A 17626-nucleotide genomic window follows, 5' to 3' on the forward strand; every position below is an offset into this window, starting at 1 on the left:
CCCCTATCTGTGGAAAACGCAAAAAACAAACACACGTTCTTATATATTTTACCATTATCTAGAGAATAAAAACAATAAGGATTGAAAAATAACCCTCGCCAGATCGGATCTTCCAAGGAAAAGGGGCACCCGATTTCGAGTGCCCCTTCAACCTCTATCACCAATCCTTCATCATCTGTTGGCGGCTGATGAATAGACGACTGGGAAATGATCGCCCATCAGAATGTCCCCTTTGTTAACCGTGACATATGACAGCATCGGATGGCTGCCGTCTGGTTCGTAACGGGTATGTCCCGGCATGTAGTGAACGGCGATTGCCCGCCGTTTGCGCTCCGAACGGTTGTGGGGGCTTCCGTGCCAAGTGAGGCAATGGTGGTAGCCAACCTGCCCCTTCTTGATTTCAAACGGAACCGCTTCCACTCTTGCTTCCTTCGGCAGCAGCTCCGGCTGACGATGGTAAGGCATGAAATCGGGTGTGTTCGCCAAATCGTGTTGATGATTCCCCCACTTATGACTGCCGGGCACCATCCACATGCAGCCGTTCTCGATGACCGCATCGTCGAGCGCGACCCAAGCGCTGACCAAGTCCGCGGGCTGAATGATCGGCCAAAGCGGGTGGTCCTGGTGCCAGAGTGTCGGACCGCCGGAGACAGGTGGTTTGTATTGGATTTGATCATGCCATATCCGCAGCGTATCGGTGCCGCACAGCTGGGCGATCTCCTCACAAATGACTGGGTGAGCGGCGTGCTGAAAAAAAGCGTCGCTGGCCATCCAAATGTTGACGATTTGCACCACTTTCTCACTGACCGTCATTTTCATCCCCTCATGAAGAGAATCGCTGCTTTCCGCGAGCATGTTTCGGGTCAGTACCGGTTTATTCACCGACTTCCCTTCCATGACTAAATCAAGCTCTTCTCGCAGTCGCTCCACTTCCTCGTCGTTTAAGACAATGCCGCCCTTCACAAAACCGTTTTTCTCGAATTCGGCCAATTGATTTGCATTCAGCAACTTACCTCACGCTCCCGCCCGTTTTATAATGATGGATGTAAACGCCTTCCTATAGGTTTATCATAGATGGTGTGCTCATTATTGTATTTTCCGAAATCCATCATCTTTTTGGGTATTTGCAAGTTTAAGCTTCAGACGGAGGAGATTGGTCATGTATACTGGAACATTAGACATGATTACGCCAACGGTCAATTTTTCTGCCAGGGCAACGGCAGAGGCGGGAACGGACTGGGGGTATCGGAAGATCCCCGACAATCAGCTTTTCTATGTCGTGTCCGGCTGCGCAGAGCTCGAGATTGGAGGACAAAAAGTAGCCATTCTGCCGGGAGAATGCGTTTGTTACGGTCCGGAATGCCAAACAAAGCTGACGGCTATTCGAACGACTGATTATATCAGCGTTCATTTCCATTGGCACGCCTCTTCTCCTTTGCCCGTCCATCCCGGACTCCAAATCAAATATGGCGATCCGGGTTCGTTCAGTGCCCCGCAACTGTCCGTTTTTCATATACCGTCTTACGGAGAAGTGAAAGTTCCAACCTTGCTAACCATTGCCGGACTTGAACCGATCCTGTCTAAAATGGTTAAGGAATACGAATCCGAGCTCCCAGGATATACGCTGACAATGCGTTCGCTTATGATGCAGGCGATTACGCTGATCTGTCGACAGCTGCTCGGAAACGACTCCGTACAGGGTTCGAGGAACAAGATCGAACCTGCCATTCAAGCGATGCAGGATGAGCCCGGCATAAACTGGTCGGTTGCCGCACTTGCAAGCTTGTGCGGCTATCATCCGGTACATTTCACCAAGCTGTTCAAACATGAAATGGGGGTGACACCGAAGCATTTTATTATCAGAGAAAGGATCAAACGGGCGAAGCTCGCGCTTCTGCAGGGCGAGAAGCTGGAATGGATCGCGGAAAGATTCGGTTTTAAGAGCCTTCACTATTTCAGTTATCAATTCAAGCAGGAGACAGGACTCACGCCGACGGAATTCCGAATGAACGGCCAGACCGGCGGAGATGGATAGCGCTTTTGGCCAACGTTGGAATAGCTTAGCCTTTCATCATTACCGGCTGCCGGCGCTGGCTTAACGAATCGGTTGTCGGGTTGTTTGGTCGTAAAGGTCCGCCAGCGATTTGGCAATCCGCTCGATGACCGTCTTCGAACGGTAATACCCGCCGTGTGAATTAAGTGGGGTGCTGGCCAGAAAACCCGGGTTTCTGACCTCCACATCTTCTGTCACGGCCGCATCATACTCCGCACTTAGACGCTTGAGCGGATAGGCGATCACATCATCTTTATCGTAGAAATTAACCCATTCGCCGTATGGGAGCCCTTCGGCCAAAAGAGCAGGCGAAGGAAAAGAAATCGGCTTCCCAAAGTCGTTATACCGCATCGTCCAGATCGCGATCGGGCTTCCCATTGTGTAAAAATGTGTTAGCGTATCGCCACGAACGAGTGCAGAAGGATCCTCACTTATTGATGCAAGCTTGCCGCTTGGCAGCCTGCCGTTTTGCAGGTCGTATATGAAGTTACTCGCGATGATCGTGCCAAGACTGTGGCTTATGATGCACAGCGGGGCACTGGGTCCTGTGCACTGCGCGAGCTCCTGCAGCTTTTCATAAAATCGTTCGTGAATTGCGGTGTAGATGTAGTTCCGATCATCGTCACCTGCTTTGTGGGGCAGCGGTTGATAGGCAATCGCGTCACCTAGAAAGCTGATGGCGTACCCCCGAGCATCGATCCACTTGTTCCAGTGCAGATGGTCAGGCGCAAGCTTTTCCTTGAGCTCATCTTCCAGTCGGTCCGTGATGTCCGCCCAATAAATCCCCTTGCTGACCAGCTCCACCGCCGGACATATTTCACCTAACCGCTTGCTAATGAGCCCTGCCATCGCCTCATGAAAATGTTCTTTTTGCTTTCCAATGCCGTGTACAAACCCTACCGCGATTTTCATCGAATTCCCCACCACCTTCATCGCAATTCAACTTCCATATCATTCTAATTATAAGGGAGAGCATGGGGGCCGATCCAACAAAGAACAGGTGCCGCTCTTGAGAAAGGCTGTGTGCTCGATGAGTATGGCCGGAAATGAAGAAAGAGGGTTTCTCGTTCATTCAAGTTCCTTTTTAGTACTGTGCTTGGGATTTTGCCAATATACTCTAAAGATATGATATGACAATGGCTTCTTCGATTTTCAGGAAGGAAGATCAGCACATGCCGATAAGTCCGCCAATGCTGCAGAGGGGCGATACCGTTGGAGTCGTTACTTTGGGGAGTCCGCTCGCTGCAGACGTAATTAATGCACGGATCGAAATTTTGAGAGCAATGGGATTTAATGTTGTATTGGGTCAATATGTATATGCACAAAACGGGTTTCTTGCCGGCACAGACGAGCAGCGGGCTTCTGATTTGATGATGATGTTCCAAGACGAGCGGGTTAAAATGATCCTACCCACCAGAGGCGGTACAGGAGTGGCGGGAATTCTTCCTTACCTTGATTATACGGTGATCCGCAATAACCCAAAAATTGTGACAGGTTACAGCGATATAACGGTACTATTAAACGTAATGCATCAATATGTAGATTTAATAACATTCCATAGTCTGCTGCTCATTGACTTCAAACCCGATACGCCCGCTTATAATTTCGATCAGTTTTTCTCTGCGACATCCGTGTATTCATCAACCCGGACTCTCTTCAATCCGCCGGGGATGCCACTGATCAGCCGTGTTCCGGGCAACGTTACTGGGCAGCTTGTGGGCGGTAATCTGACCTCCTTTGTCGATACGTTGGGCACGCCTTTCGAAATCGATACAAGGGGTAAAATTCTCGTACTTGAAGAAACACACGAACCTACCAATACCGTATACAGGTACTTGAATCATTTAAAGCTTGCCGGAAAATTTCGTGACTGCATCGGCATTATTATGGGCGAGTGCTCAGGCTGCCAGGCGGCTTATGGTAAATCCTATGAGGATTTAATCAACGAATTTGTTGTACCTCTCGGTAAGCCGCTGATAACGAACCTTGCCACAGGTCATGACTTTTATAAAGTTGCTTTGCCAATTGGCGCAACGGTTAATCTCGATTCAGTCAATAATAGAATAACTATAGTTGAACCTACCATCAGCGTTATGCAATCGTTATGACAATTCGTATCCAGGTGCGACGGTGTATTGGTCTATGGCAATCCGTAAGTGTCAGTAATTTACTCTCGTCGACGATTATTTTATTTGATATGACAGATGATCTCGTCAACGACGTGCTCGATCGGCGCGGTGGCGTCAATGATAATTCCGTTTTTCGGAATGTCTTCTTTCGTTTGGTGCAATCTCGTAATGAGTTTCCGTTCGGATGGCTTTCCACCCCACTCATTCTCCGGTCGCTCGTCAAGCCGCCGGTTCAATGTGTCAAGGTCGACATCAAGGACAAACACGCCGTCAAATAGATCTATGAATTCCGAAAAGTTCCTAGAACCACCGCAGAAAAATGTTGCCGCTTCATCCTGATTGGTGACCAGAGCTTTTACTTTATCGACATGCCAAATGTGGTGCTCATGCGTGATACCATCCGTCCGTATCCCCGTTTCCGGATCGCCTTGATAAGCCAATTCACGGTCACCATGAATGGCATGGTAGCTGCGCCGCTGCAATTCTATGCAGACCGAAGTTTTGCCGGTGCCAGAGACACCTTCAATCAGATCATTCCTAATGCCTATGGCCAGACCCTCTCATTCTCCCATTACTTCTTATTCGTTTGGAATTAATTCATACAAGTCACGAACATCACAGCCGATGGAATCTGCGATCGATATGGCAATTTTGAGTGGCATCACTCTTTTGTTTTCCATAAAGTCATAAACCCGTTCCGGTTTAAAAAGCAAGTCTTTCGCCAGCCATTCCGCTGACTTTCCGGATTCCATCAATCGTTCATTCAGCAAGCAACGTCCAAGTTCAAATTTCAATTAGCGATGACCTCCCGCGTAAGAAAATAGTTATTTAACCTTAAGCGTTGTCCATTGCCAGCAAGAGTATACTTTATAATGGAAGCCATAATGATAAGATTCCACATGCGTCTGCCCAATGGGAAGGGTGAGTTCCATCGACGGGCTATCGTCCCTTAGTTTAATCTGTAAAGCAGTGTTATTCTATTCAAAAAACCATTTTATTTCTGTTGAGCCGATCTCTTTTTCAGCTATTACGGGTGTTTTTTGAGCATCACCTAACTTTTCAATGCGCAATTGATATGGTTCAAGCATCTCTTCCCAATTGTTGGGAGGCGACAAATTTGAAGCCGCATGGCTGAGATAATCAGTAACAATCTGTTTTAATTGTTCATTGCTTATTTGACCCGGATCATATTCAATTCCAACTTTATATTGTTTCACTTTGGGGTCGGCAGCGAACCCCGTTAAAAGTATGCCAGGTTGTTTATCCATTTGTTTCATACTTTTGGACAAACTTTGTCCGACTTCTGGAAAAGTATCCTTATTGCTTTCCCCTTGGCAGCCCGCAATAATCGAAACGGACGCAATCAGAACCAGGATTATGAATAGATGTAAAGTACGCAGCAAATTTAACCTCACCTCTGTGTTATAAGCGCCCACCTTGTATTGGTAATTCATTTCAATTAAGGCTAACTATTATTTGATTTTCACTCCGAGACAAGTTCCCGGATTCCCCGGATGATCCGCTCCCGTGCCTTAAGCTTGTCCTTGAGCCGGCCAATTTCGGCCTCTGCATCTTCTGACCTGCCTGTTCCTTTGAACTCAAATCCGGTAATAATCCAATCGGTGGACACCTTGTACAGGTCGGCCAGCCTGGACAGCGATACCAGATCCGGTTCGGTCTTTGCGGTTTCATACGCGCTCAAGGTTTTATTGTTGATCTGCGTCAGACGAAATACTTCCATTTGCGTTAGTTTACGGTTAATACGGGCGTTGCGTAAACGTACGGCGATATCCTCCAATTGCGTCTTTGCCATGCCTCGGCCACTCCTCCATAGAAATTCTATAGACTTTATCGTCTAAAGATAGAACGCACAAAAATCGAAAAAGTCCCATGGCAGGCTGCCCATTTATGAAATTAGTAAGAACCTTTTTCTCTAAAAATAACAAAATGGATGCTAGTAAGCCCAACAGCTATCGTGTACCGCAAGCTGGTTGTCCAACTTGAGAACTTATTATGTCTGAACTTCTCCTGCAAAGAACTTAAGCGGCGTCTCGCTCGAATTTTCTTTTAGTTCGGCTCACCCTACTTTAACCAATAATCGGCAGCTGTTTATTCGATAATAAATCATCAATAAGCATCTTATGTTCGGTGAATATGTTCTGTGGTAACTCTTTAAGAGAATAAAATTTATTTTGAATCGACTCCTCGTTACTTTCAACTAACTTACCACCATACTGATCACAAACAAATGATATTAGGACAAGTGAGACTTGGTCGCCATTAGAAAATGTCTTGTCATACTGAGGGCCAGAATAGATCCCGAATAACTTAAGTTCTTCTAATGTAAGTCCCGTCTCTTCGTAAACTTCTCTTCTTGCTGTATCTTGAACGCTCTCCCCTAAATCCATAAACCCGCCAGGAAAACCCCATTGACCATTATCCGAACGTTTCTGCATCAGGACTCGGTTTTCTTTGTCAAAAACAATTGCACCCGCAACAACCATAATGACCTTCTCGTTCCCTACCATTGACCTTAAATGTTGTATGTAATCCATCTACACCCTCCACTTTACTAGTCAAACCATAGCAATAGTTTATGTTTAATGGATTAGGCGTGGAATGGATTTTTGTAACTCGTGCATGGATATTTATAGTTCTTGTCATCGTACATTACTTTAAACTAATAACTACTTTCCCCTTGGCCCTTCCGCTTTCCAGGTAATGAAATGCTTGCGCTGCATCTTTCAAAAGATACACCTTATCAATAATAGGCTTAATAAGTCCGCCTTCAATATACCCCTTTATAACCTTTAATTGTTCTCCGCTCGGTTTCATAAAAAGGAAGTGATACGTCGTTTGGCTTTTTTTCTCATGGGCTTTGATTCTACGGCTCGCAATCGACAAAATGGTTGTTTTCACCCAACCCAGTTTCGCCTCTCTTCCAAATCTGGGGTTCGGCATGCCGGAAATGGATACAATTTGTCCGCCTGGTTTCAGTATGCGGAATGACTTGTCCAAAGCTTCTCCACCTAAAGTATCAAAAACCGCGTCATACCCGTTAAGGATTTCTTCAAAATTCTCTTTTTTATAATTAATAATCAGATCGGCTCCCAACGAATTTACCAAGTCATAGCCTTTTTCACTTGCAGTTGTAGCAACAAATGCCCCCATCAGCTTGGCTAGTTGGATAGCGAAGGTTCCTACGCCTCCCGAACCTGCGTGAATCAAGATTTTTTGGCCTTTTTGAAGATTTAAAATATCAACAAATGCTTGGTAAGTCGTAAGTCCAATCAGCGGTATCGATGCCGCCTCTTCAAAGGTGAGATTTTCCGGCTTCAGACAAATATCTTCCTCATGAACTGCAATAAACTCAGCTAAAGTTCCGATCCGGTTCTTGCGTGGTCTTCCGTAAACTTCATCTCCAGGTTTAAATGTATTGACCCGGCTGCCAACCTTGACTACAACTCCTGAGAAATCATTCCCCAAAATTAGAGGAAACTTGTAATTCAATAATAATTTCATTTTCCCTTCCTTAATTTTATAGTCAATAGGATTTAAGCTGGCTGCATGTATTTCTACTAGCACATCATGTTCTCCGATACTCGGCATTGGTTGTTCTGTCATAACTAATGGAACATTTTTTCCGTACTTGTTAATGGTCATAGCCTTCATTTCATACCACTCCTTATGATTATTGGTTTAAACGATTGAACCAAATGCTGAAAAAAGCTCACTAGAACTTAACTCTTTTGGTTAATCACTGAGACCATCGCATTCGTCTTCAACGGCAGTAATTAATGACTTGAGTTGTTCAAGTGGTTTACGGACAGTCAACACATAGTAGTTTTCTACACCTTTTTTTTCGGATTTAATAAAACCAGACTGTTTCAATACCTTTAAATGATGGGATACCGCCGGTCTGGACAAATTGATATGCCCTGCTATTGTATTCACATTAAGTCCCGATTTGTTCTGCGCTAACAGCATAATCATAGCTTGACGGTTTACATCGGTCAGCACTTCCAATAGAGGGATGCAAGCTTTAAATTGTTGTAGAATATCCTCCGTTTGCTGGCTCATGCCATTCACCCCTTAGGTTCATTGGTTTAATCTATTAAACATAATTATAGAGCTTTTAATAACAAAATCAAGCTGAGGCAAAACAACACCTATAACTTGTGCCATTTTACCCATCCGATTTCAAATTAATTTGAAGGCCTGTCCTCTTCCTATGCCTTTAAGGGGGAGGCCTTTTATGTCATTATCTTTCGTTGGATGTGATACTGCATCCGCAACTTCCTCATGCTCCGTCCATGCCATGGTTACAATAAGAGCCCTCTCGCCCGGCCCAAAATCCCATCGGATGCATAGACTGATTTATCCAATGTGAGTAAGGAGGAAAAGGATTATGGCGAACAAAAAAGATAAGGTCCGATCAAAAAGGGTCTCACCCCTGCCTAAATCCCGTAAAAAACCAGTCCATATCAATGCATCTGAAAACGAGCTTGAGTGGTTGCCTAAAATCAATCCCGTCCGGGATCCTAAACAGGTCCAGTTAGTCGTAGATCTCCCGAATGAGGTATATAAATACTTACAGGAGAATGAAATGGAATGGGATCGTGCCATTCAAAATGGTTTGCGTAGTGCAATGGAACCCGCGATAAACCCAGATTCGATCAAGGAAATAAAGTACCGAATTCAAGTAGTTACATCCGCCGACAGTAGGCAAAGTTAAACGATTTAGGATCTGTTTGAGACGCAGGATCCGCCTTGGTTTATGCGGTTGTAGCACCAGTTGTTATATTCAGCGCGTGACATCTTCGACAACCGAATGTTGTACGATCACGCCTTTTTAACATTGCGACGGCAGCCGATGATTTTGTCCGGATGCCGTCGTATTGCTCCCCGTTAACTTAACGTGGTTACCTAGTTGACCAACCAGCACCTTGCTGGTTCAATGATCCAAAATCGATGAAAAACCGGATTTCAAGCGGGTACCTCTAGGGAACGCCGACGGTCTCTGGATCAATAAGCTCCGACCTCCGCGGCTATTTTACTTTATTTAATAAGTTTGTTACCATTCTGCTCAATGTCCCTTGATCGATAAAAGGTGCAAGACTCGCCAGCAGATCCGGGCTAAGATGTTCAACTTCAACTCCAGCAATCAACTTTTCGAGATTTTCCCTGCCCAGAAAAGGTGCGAGGCTAATGATCCGGTTTGCATCGATGGTGCCGTCTACAACCCGATCTGCCAAACGACCTAATGTCTCTCTGCTGATGAATGGTGCCAGTTCATTCACGACATTCCAGCTCACGGTGCCTTCTTCAGCTTCCAGTATCAACCGATCCACCTGCTCCCTACCCAGAAAAGGGGCGAGGCTTACGATCCGGTTCGCATCGATGGTGCCGTCTACAACCCGGTCTACCAAACGATTTAATGTCTCTTTGCTGATGAAAGGTGCCAGCTCTTGGACCAAATGCCAGCTCAAGCCACCCTCTTCGACATGTTGTACCAACCGATCTACTTGTTCTCTTCCAAGAAACGGAGCAATTTCAACAAGACGATGCACTTCTAAGGATCCGTCAATCGATTTGTCTACCAGTCGGTTTAATGTGTCACTGCTAACGAATGGAGCAAGTCCGGTAATGGCATCCCACAGAATTTCGCTTCCTTCTACTTGACGAACCAGTTCGTCCAATGTATCTGTTCCGAGGAACGGCGCCAGACTCAAGATCACGTCTAACTTAAGGACGCTGCTGTCTAATCGTTCAGTCACCTTATGCAAAGCGCTTGCTTTTACAAACGGCGCTACTTCTACAAGCTCTTCCAGCTCCACCTCACCGGCATTAACCATCTCTGCAACTTGTTCCGGCTTGTTCTCTGCGATCTCCTCCACGATCGTTCCCAGGTGCTGGTGCTCCCGAATTTCTGTGTGATCTCCTGCATTTAAAATGTCGTCAACCGTTTTGCCGAATAATCTAGCCAACTGTGGAAGCGTTCCGATATCCGGTAGCGAGTCGCCTCGTTCCCATTTCGATACCGCTTGATGGCTTACATTCAGTTGATCGGCAAGTTCCAATTGTGTCAGATCCCGGTCTTTGCGAAGCTTCGAAATATAAGCTCCAATTTTACGTAAATCGAGCATCGTATACCTACCTCCGATTAAACAAAATGTACAGTGCGCACTGTCGATAACAGCATAACATTTCCAAAAACGTCATCCTATCAAGCGTTGGTTGAATGGGCACATCCGCTTTATTCAACTGCCGGTAGAATTGCCCGGACTGATTCTAAGCAGCGATAAGAAAAGCTATGTGCCGACCGTCTTCTTTTTCCTTCCAAAAGCGGTCTGAAGCAAGAGCATTCATCATAGCAACAACTAACGTGGAGTATTTCCATAGCCCCGAGAACCAAAGAACAAGAACTATAATTAATAGCATTATCAAACTAATCCAATACCATTTGGGTTCGAATTCAAACATTAGGCTGAGCTCTTTGTTAATTATTTTGTATATAAATAATAATTAATACAAGCCCTCCCTATCTTCAAAAGGTTGTCGAACATTTTCGCTGGCTGTCGTTTGTTTTGCCATATGTATTTCATTACTGAACTCCGTTGCTATATTTATTCTCATTTCTTTTTTTAGCTGGTAATTCATGGTTAAAATACGATCAAATATTCAACTTCATTGACCGTACTTTTTAGCTATTTTGGAATAACGTGTCTAAAACTTTATAACAAATCTTTTGAGCTGGTGTCTTATCATGATTGGATACAACGACTACACCCATTCTGTCCGATGGAGCCATACTGACGTAGGCACTAACACCCGGAAATCCGCCTCCATGCTCAATAAAAGTACGGCTCCCCACCTCTCTTGTCCCCCAACCTAAAGCGTAGCCATTTTCACTATCAAACTTCCACACAGGCTCATACATGAGGTCGATCATAGACTGAGACATGAAAGGATGCCTACTCATATATGATGATAAATATCTACCTAAGTTATTTGCAGTTGAATATATGAACCCCATCGGGGCACCCAAAAGGTTTACTGGAAACGGAGACTCAAACACATCCATATTAGCATTTGGCTTGATAATGTTATGTAAAATGCCATCTGTTGCTGTGTAATATTGAGCACTATCCTCTTCTTGCTGCACCCGTTCAACATGCAGTGTGGTCCTGTTCATCTTGAAACTACTAAACAAGACATTCTCCATATAGTCATCCCATTTAAGTCCGCTTACCTTCTCAAATAGATCAGCTGCCACAATATAAGCGTCCGTGCAATAACTCCAGTTGGAGCCCGGCGGATAAGATAAAGCAACTGAATTGAAGTATTTAGTTACGTCCTCGCGCTTATTGATACTTTGAAGAAGAGCATTGGTAATCCCAAAATGTGCCTTTAGACTTTCAAAAACATTGAACTCGGATGCGTTGGGAGATATTAAATTACCAACCCCTAGATCGCCCGAGAATCCAGCGGTATGTGATAACAATTGTTTGACTGTAATCGAGTCACTCATCAATTTATCAGTTGTTCGAAAATATGGAAGATACTTTACAAGGGGAGTGTCGAGTTCAAGAAGACCTTTTTCCACAAGTTGCAATAATGCTGCTGCTGTAAAGCTCTTCGCTATACTCTGAATACTAACAATGGTGTCCGTTGTAAAGTCTCTTTCATTCCTTCCCAATCGGGATTTTCCAAACCCCTTGCCATATAAAACTTGATTATCTTTGACTACGACAACAGCTCCACCAACGGGGAAATCTTGCATACAGATAACACGATCTAATTGAGTCTCCAAAGATGTCGCCATTCATGAGTTCTCCTTAAAAAATATATAAACGACCAAGAATTGTTCTCATGTATCAGATTCCATTAATTGGTCAGTTGAGTTTGTAGTAAAATATTGATATACAACCTTTACTCCATCCTCAATTTCGGGCATTTCGTAAACATTAAAATTATTAGTTAGGTAGACGCTTTTCCAAAAATTGATAGCTGGAATGTTGGTTAATGCCTGACTTATCGCATAACGCCCTGGATACAGTTCAAAAAACTGACTACAAGCTAATTTCCCAATCCCCTTTCTCCTGTACTTCTTTAGAATAAAGAAGGAGTTCAGCACATAATTAGCATACTCTTGATTTGCATATGGTCCACTTTGCAATAAAATAAAACCTATTGGTTTTCCGTCTAGATTAATGAAAAAGGGCGTTAATCCTTCTTTCTCAAAAACCACTCAAATACCCCGAATTCAAACAATCCATTTTCCGAACTTAATTCAAGTTTTTCATTAAACTCAGATAAATCATGAAGGAACAAGGTCATTAAATTTTTTAATACTTCTTTCCGACTGAAATGCGCTTTTTCAATAAGCAGCATTAAATAGCCTCCAGGATATTAGCTCTATCAATTATGCTACAAATTTTTTAAAAGTGAAATGTACAGATCACTTATAAATAAACTATGCTGCCCGTTAGCGGAATAAAGGTGCCACTCGACATCCCTTTTGGTTTTAAACTATCGTTACCCGTCAGCTAAATTGGAGCCCTTCTTACATCTTATCAATTCTGCTTTGTACCACATGCAGTAATAAAATTCATCATCACATATGCATCAGGCGAATTATTATTAATGGCCTCAGAAGCCAGTTTCATTTGTTCAAATTCATCTGAATTTATTACACCATTTTTATAAAAATGTACAAAACGGTTCATATCCATTTGTCGTTTAAACCCATCAATACCATGTACATCGCTATGTTGAATTACTGAATCAATATCTATATCAATAAATCCACTCTTTAATAAGAGACGTGGTAGACTTCTGCCTATGAATCGATTTCCACCTTTCTGTGCAATATAATCCGAGATTTTCTTTAATATGTTATGTAATGAAGGGATTTCCGGGTTTACCGTACCAAACACTCCATCGTCAATATCAATGATTACTAGTTTCCCACCAGGCTTTAGTACTCGATAAATCTCTTGTGCCGCTTCAAGTGGATTGTTTAAGTGGAGAAAAATTAATCTTGCTATTACAAAGTCAAAAGAATCATTGGGTAGATCCGTATGATAAACCGACGATTCCACAAATTTTATTCGTTCAGGTGGGACGTCACTTAGTAATTTTTTTGCTTGTTCGAGTAAAGTACTATCGATCTCGAGAGAGGTAATATGACTGTCGGGTAAGCTATTAAGTAATTGCTCAGTTATATATCCAGGTCCGCTGCCAACTTCCAATACACTCATACCATTTTGCAATCCGTACCATTTTAAGGCTCGTAACTGTTTCTGCCAACCCATCGTTGCTTGTACTTTCAACCGCTCGATTTCCTCTTGAAACCCTAATACAGCACTTTGGATATTGTAGGTTGAACGCTGATCTTTCATGCTTTCCCCTCCCATTTTTAAACTCAAATCTGGCTCCGTCCGTTATGTATTTTATGTGTTTATTGGCTGCCCTGCTCAGCTTCCTCCTCTACATCCGTGAACCAGAACGTATCGCTAGTTTCATTATCGCACCCGGTTAGCTTGTAATGAGACCCGTACTCTTTATTCTTCTCGAGTTCAATACCACGGCACACCGTGCTTGGACGACCTGCATCACTGCCAAACCCGTCCCTCGAATTGTCATACGTATACACAATTGCCTCGGCCCCATCATAGACCAGTTCATAGAAGATTGGGTCGCCTTCATCCGTGTACTGTGTAATGCGCACCTGATTCGGCACACCCATGTCGAGATTCCCCAGAAACAGCTTCCACTTCTCTAAATTGTACATCTTCCCATGTAAGTTCACGATATCACCATTCGCGGCTGCTTTGTCAGCATCATAAGGGTCAGACACAGCGGGGAACGCTTTCGGCTTCGATGGCAGTGAAGTCGTCTCCCCTAGTGCAGGAGCAGTGGAAGGAGTGGTCGTATTGTCGATAGATCCGCCCGACTTCTCACTGCAGCCCGATAGCAAAACCAACCCAGCTGCTAATATTAACACCCATTTGATCATGAATCATCACCTCACATTTAACAACGCTATAGCGAGTATGAATGTTTCAATCGTATACGCGAGCACTAGACTATTCTATTCTATTTGTTGAATTAAAATGTTCCGTATACCATAACCTCCATGTATTTAGTAAGGATTCCCAAAACTTTGATGTTCTTACGGATACACGCTATTACATACCTTCATGCCTGGAGCCAGTTTTACTTTGGATCTCCGTCCGCGATGATATTCAATTTCCAAGTATAGCCAATTAGGGATTTTTCTATTAAAATTGTCCTGGGGTGATATTATGGCGAAATTAAACCGTACTGAAAGCAATTACACAAGCCAGATGTGGAAGACACAAAAAGATATTCGTAAGAAACACGGAGAGAAATTTAACATTTACTTTGAGGGTACAGAACTTGTGAGGGCTGAGTATGATTAAAAGAATAAAGCTTCGCGCGCTGCTCCTAGGAGGATTTATTACCCTTCTCTTTGTTGTTCTGTTGATTCGGGTATTTACGCTGCAGGTTGTCAAAGGACAAGACTGGCACGAGCGGGCGGTATTTCAGTGGACGAGAAATGTCACGATTCCGGCATCCCGCGGCATGATCACGGACCGGAACGGCGATGTGCTGGCTTCCGACATTCCGGCCTATACCGTTATCGTCAATCCGGCCGTCATCCACGAAAACGGACTGGAGAACGAAATTATCGAAGGACTGCACAACATTTTGGGCAAGGATGAAAGCGAGCTTAAGGCACTTGTAAATGCTAAAAAGGATGGGAAATACCGCCCTGGCCGGGAGGTTCGGAATGAAGGGTGGAAAATTGATGAAACGAAAAAGGCTCAGATCGATGATTTGAACAAAGAGTTAATGGACCAGCTTGAGAAAGAAAAAAAAGGAATGGAGACCGGGATAGGCTTCCGTAATGAGCAGAAGCGGTATTATCCGAAGGGAACACTTGCGGCTCATATTTTGGGTTATACCGACCGGGACGGTGAGGCTGTCGCTGGTCTTGAGGCATCCATAGATGATTACCTCAAAGGTACCCCCGGAGAAATGAAATACGAAAGCGACCGGCAAGGAGACCGGCTTCCCCACGCAAATATGGTGTACAAGCCGGCTGTTAATGGTAAAAATGTAAAGCTCACGATCGACGATACGATCCAGTATTATATCGAAGACGCGATGAAAGAAACGTATGAGCAGTACAAGCCGATCAGCATGACAGTCATTGCGGCCGATCCGAAAACAATGGAGATTCTCGGGATGGCGAACTTGCCAACGTTCAACCCGAATACATATTGGGACCCCGCGTATGAACAGAAGGATTTTTTCAACTATGCCGTGAAGGCTACGTACGAGCCGGGCTCCACGTTCAAGATCGTGACACTCGCCGGTGCGGTGCAGGAGAAACTGTTTAACCCGAACGCCTTCTACCAGTCCGGACAAATCTACGTCAAAGGGACTCATACGCCCCTCCATGACATTGTCCGCTCGGGATGGGGGCAGATCACGTACCTGGAAGGCGTGAAGCGCTCCAGTAACGTTGCGTTTGTCAAGCTGGGATCGGAAATGCTTGGGAAAGACCGGCTGCTGAAATATATCAACGACTTCGGTTTCGGCCAGAAAACAGACATTGAGCTTCCCGGCGAAATATCCAAGACGATCAACCTTCCGGGTCCGGTCGAAGTGGCAACGGCTTCTTACGGTCACGGCGTGTCCGTGACGCCGATCCAGCAGCTGGCGGCGATCAGCGCGGTAGCAAACGGCGGTAAGCTGCTGAAACCTCATATTATTAAAGAAGTCACGGACCCGGATACTGGGAAAGTAACCCAATCCTCAAAGACAGACGTCGTCCGACAGGTCATCTCTCCGGAAGCCGCCAAGGAAACGAGCAGCTATCTGGAGCAGGTTGTGGCAGACCAGGCGATCGGTACCGGAAAACACGCATATATCGAAGGTTACCGCGTTGCTGGTAAAACAGGTACTGCGGTCAAATACGGCCCGGACTTAAAACCAGATTATTCGAAATCCGTCGTTTCCTTTATCGGCTTCGCGCCAGTGAACGACCCGAAGATTGCCCTTATTGTCATTGTGGACCAGCCGAATGATCCGGATGTCGGTGGGGGCAAAGTGGCGGCACCTATCTTTAAGAAAATCGTGTCCCAGGCCCTGCCGTACATGGGTGTGCCGAAGTCAAACACCAAAAAAACGTCCGATGGCAAAACGACGGTGGAACGTCCTGAGGCTCCGACGCTGACGAAGCTGGCGGTGAAGGACGCCAAACAAAAGCTGCTGAACGCCGGTGTCGATTTTGAGTCCATTGGCAAGGGTGCCTCGGTCATCCGGCAGTTCCCGGCAGCGGGAACGCCGATGAGTCCGGGTCAGCGCATCTATCTGCTCACGGAGGAGACCGATAAAATGACGGTGCCGGACCTAAAAGGCGAATCGCTGCGCGATGCGCTGGATATTTTGACCTTGCTGAAATGCTCGGTTACCGTCCAAGGGGAAGGATACGTCAGCGAGCAGCTCGTCACGGACAAGAATGGTAAGCGTTCCGTCCAGCTGACGCTGAAGCCGGTCAAGGATGAAGAGGTATCGCAGGATGCTTCATCCTCCTCCACGGAGGGTAATTCCATTTCGGAAGATACGTCAGCGGACGATTTGGCCGCCGGCAAGTCCGGTAAAGAAGCTGGCGATAACTGAATTGCGGCACAGATTACTCGACCTTTTAGTGCGATTATTTTTAGAAGTGAAAATAAACAAACCCCGCTTCTTTACATAGAAACGGGGTTTTTTAGCGTATAAGAAAGCTCCTCATGCTTCTTGCTAATCTCGTTTACTTCTCGACAACCGGAATCCACATTTCCCCATATACTAAACCGTCTCGCTGCCCTATCTCAACCGTTGCATTGGGTCCGCCAACATAAGCGTAATGTTCGGCTGCTGGCAGAACTTGACCAAAGGCAATCCCAGTAAGCGTATTACTCAACTCATCAGCCGACTTCCCTTCGCCTTTAACGACAAGATATTGTCCCTTTGGGAATTGGATCACCCTGTGTTCTTCCGGGATCGAGGAATCTGTCATGACGCCAGCATAATACATCATCTTGTGATTTACCGCTTCGTTTACCGCAAAAATATAGTCGTTCGCTGCAATAGCCTTTAACGTTTCAAGTCTTCCATCCTGTTCCACGGACCGCCAAAAGTTCTCCTTCTCCTTGTTCATGCCTGCATAATCCGTGTAATCGCTCTTCAGCTCCGTTCCAATACCAAGAACGCTAAAGCTGTCTTTTTCCTCAAAGGTATACGTTGCCATCATTCCAGCTCCTTTTTTTGAATGGATCAATTCATTGGTTTAATCACTTGATAGGTTTATCATAACCATAAATCATGTCAAAACATGATACTGTTTAGAAGGCAACCAATTGTC

The 17626-nt window shown here is 45.0% G+C and carries 20 protein-coding genes; 4 read left to right on the forward strand and 16 right to left on the reverse strand.

Going from position 1 to position 17626, the window contains the following annotated elements; all coding sequences use genetic code 11:
• Positions 1-171 precede the first annotated feature (171 nt).
• On the reverse strand, positions 172-1008 hold the full coding sequence (locus BCV73_RS13500) for a phytanoyl-CoA dioxygenase family protein (RefSeq protein WP_089547501.1): 837 nt from the start codon (positions 1006-1008) through the stop codon (positions 172-174).
• A 151-nt stretch (positions 1009-1159) separates the two neighbouring features.
• Here BCV73_RS13500 and BCV73_RS13505 point away from each other — a divergent pair, with 151 nt between their 5' ends.
• Positions 1160-2035 (forward strand): AraC family transcriptional regulator, encoded by an 876-nt coding sequence (locus BCV73_RS13505; RefSeq protein ID WP_089547502.1) that lies wholly within the window; start codon positions 1160-1162, stop codon positions 2033-2035.
• Between the two features lie 60 nt (positions 2036-2095).
• On the opposite strand, the gene BCV73_RS13510 is transcribed toward BCV73_RS13505, so the two are convergent.
• Positions 2096-2965 carry a chemotaxis protein gene (locus BCV73_RS13510; RefSeq protein WP_143811863.1) on the reverse strand — a complete coding sequence of 290 codons (870 nt, stop codon included), beginning with the start codon at positions 2963-2965 and terminating at the stop codon, positions 2096-2098.
• Positions 2966-3225: 260 nt separating this feature from the next.
• On the opposite strand from BCV73_RS13510, the gene BCV73_RS13515 reads away from it, so the two are divergent.
• Complete coding sequence (locus tag BCV73_RS13515; protein ID WP_089547504.1) at positions 3226-4161, forward strand: S66 peptidase family protein; 936 nt, start codon at positions 3226-3228, stop codon at positions 4159-4161.
• A gap of 80 nt (positions 4162-4241) precedes the next feature.
• Here the strand turns inward: BCV73_RS13515 and BCV73_RS13520 are convergent, their stop codons facing one another.
• The 7 genes from BCV73_RS13520 to BCV73_RS13550 all read right to left on the reverse strand — a co-directional run bounded on the left by BCV73_RS13520 (position 4242) and on the right by BCV73_RS13550 (position 8262).
• Positions 4242-4736 carry an AAA family ATPase gene (locus tag BCV73_RS13520; protein WP_343220536.1) on the reverse strand — a complete coding sequence of 165 codons (495 nt, stop codon included), beginning with the start codon at positions 4734-4736 and terminating at the stop codon, positions 4242-4244.
• A 24-nt stretch (positions 4737-4760) separates the two neighbouring features.
• Positions 4761-4976 (reverse strand): transcriptional regulator, encoded by a 216-nt coding sequence (locus BCV73_RS13525; protein WP_076165021.1) that lies wholly within the window; start codon positions 4974-4976, stop codon positions 4761-4763.
• Positions 4977-5159: 183 nt separating this feature from the next.
• A complete protein-coding gene (locus tag BCV73_RS13530) occupies positions 5160-5636 on the reverse strand; it encodes a hypothetical protein (protein ID WP_089547506.1) in 477 nt (158 codons plus the stop codon).
• A gap of 29 nt (positions 5637-5665) precedes the next feature.
• Positions 5666-5995 carry a helix-turn-helix domain-containing protein gene (locus tag BCV73_RS13535; RefSeq protein WP_076165016.1) on the reverse strand — a complete coding sequence of 110 codons (330 nt, stop codon included), beginning with the start codon at positions 5993-5995 and terminating at the stop codon, positions 5666-5668.
• Positions 5996-6269: 274 nt separating this feature from the next.
• Positions 6270-6737 (reverse strand): NUDIX hydrolase, encoded by a 468-nt coding sequence (locus BCV73_RS13540; RefSeq protein ID WP_089547507.1) that lies wholly within the window; start codon positions 6735-6737, stop codon positions 6270-6272.
• Positions 6738-6852: 115 nt separating this feature from the next.
• Entirely contained in the window at positions 6853-7854 is a 1002-nt protein-coding gene (locus tag BCV73_RS13545; RefSeq protein ID WP_089547508.1) for an NADP-dependent oxidoreductase, read from the reverse strand.
• A gap of 81 nt (positions 7855-7935) precedes the next feature.
• Positions 7936-8262: an ArsR/SmtB family transcription factor gene (locus BCV73_RS13550; protein WP_089547509.1), complete on the reverse strand. Its 327-nt coding sequence runs from the start codon at positions 8260-8262 to the stop codon at positions 7936-7938.
• A 328-nt stretch (positions 8263-8590) separates the two neighbouring features.
• On the opposite strand from BCV73_RS13550, the gene BCV73_RS13555 reads away from it, so the two are divergent.
• Positions 8591-8917, forward strand: a complete 327-nt coding sequence (locus BCV73_RS13555) for a hypothetical protein (RefSeq protein ID WP_089547510.1) — start codon at positions 8591-8593, stop codon at positions 8915-8917.
• A 313-nt stretch (positions 8918-9230) separates the two neighbouring features.
• On the opposite strand, the gene BCV73_RS13560 is transcribed toward BCV73_RS13555, so the two are convergent.
• The 6 genes from BCV73_RS13560 to BCV73_RS13585 all read right to left on the reverse strand — a co-directional run bounded on the left by BCV73_RS13560 (position 9231) and on the right by BCV73_RS13585 (position 14170).
• The gene (locus BCV73_RS13560; protein WP_089547511.1) at positions 9231-10328 is read right to left on the reverse strand and encodes a helix-turn-helix transcriptional regulator; all 1098 of its coding nucleotides are present in this window, start codon (positions 10326-10328) and stop codon (positions 9231-9233) included.
• A 557-nt stretch (positions 10329-10885) separates the two neighbouring features.
• Positions 10886-12007 carry a serine hydrolase domain-containing protein gene (locus BCV73_RS13570; protein ID WP_089547513.1) on the reverse strand — a complete coding sequence of 374 codons (1122 nt, stop codon included), beginning with the start codon at positions 12005-12007 and terminating at the stop codon, positions 10886-10888.
• A 45-nt stretch (positions 12008-12052) separates the two neighbouring features.
• On the reverse strand, positions 12053-12433 hold the full coding sequence (locus BCV73_RS13575; protein ID WP_089547514.1) for a GNAT family N-acetyltransferase: 381 nt from the start codon (positions 12431-12433) through the stop codon (positions 12053-12055).
• Positions 12409-12576 (reverse strand): hypothetical protein, encoded by a 168-nt coding sequence (locus BCV73_RS35050; protein WP_179231994.1) that lies wholly within the window; start codon positions 12574-12576, stop codon positions 12409-12411. The genes BCV73_RS13575 and BCV73_RS35050 overlap by 25 nt, the downstream gene beginning before the upstream one ends.
• Positions 12577-12758: 182 nt before the next feature.
• Positions 12759-13586 (reverse strand): class I SAM-dependent methyltransferase, encoded by an 828-nt coding sequence (locus BCV73_RS13580; RefSeq protein WP_089547515.1) that lies wholly within the window; start codon positions 13584-13586, stop codon positions 12759-12761.
• A gap of 59 nt (positions 13587-13645) precedes the next feature.
• Positions 13646-14170: a DUF4362 domain-containing protein gene (locus tag BCV73_RS13585; protein WP_179231995.1), complete on the reverse strand. Its 525-nt coding sequence runs from the start codon at positions 14168-14170 to the stop codon at positions 13646-13648.
• A 452-nt stretch (positions 14171-14622) separates the two neighbouring features.
• On the opposite strand from BCV73_RS13585, the gene BCV73_RS13590 reads away from it, so the two are divergent.
• Complete coding sequence (locus BCV73_RS13590) at positions 14623-16899, forward strand: penicillin-binding transpeptidase domain-containing protein (protein ID WP_089547517.1); 2277 nt, start codon at positions 14623-14625, stop codon at positions 16897-16899.
• A 133-nt stretch (positions 16900-17032) separates the two neighbouring features.
• Here BCV73_RS13590 and BCV73_RS13595 read toward each other — a convergent pair whose 3' ends face one another.
• Positions 17033-17512, reverse strand: coding sequence for a GyrI-like domain-containing protein (locus tag BCV73_RS13595; protein WP_089547518.1), 480 nt, complete (start codon positions 17510-17512; stop codon positions 17033-17035).
• Positions 17513-17626: the final 114 nt, after the last annotated feature.

The sequence above is a fragment of the Paenibacillus sp. SSG-1 genome (genome assembly GCF_002224835.1).
Lineage (GTDB): Bacteria > Bacillota > Bacilli > Paenibacillales > Paenibacillaceae > Paenibacillus_AQ > Paenibacillus_AQ favisporus.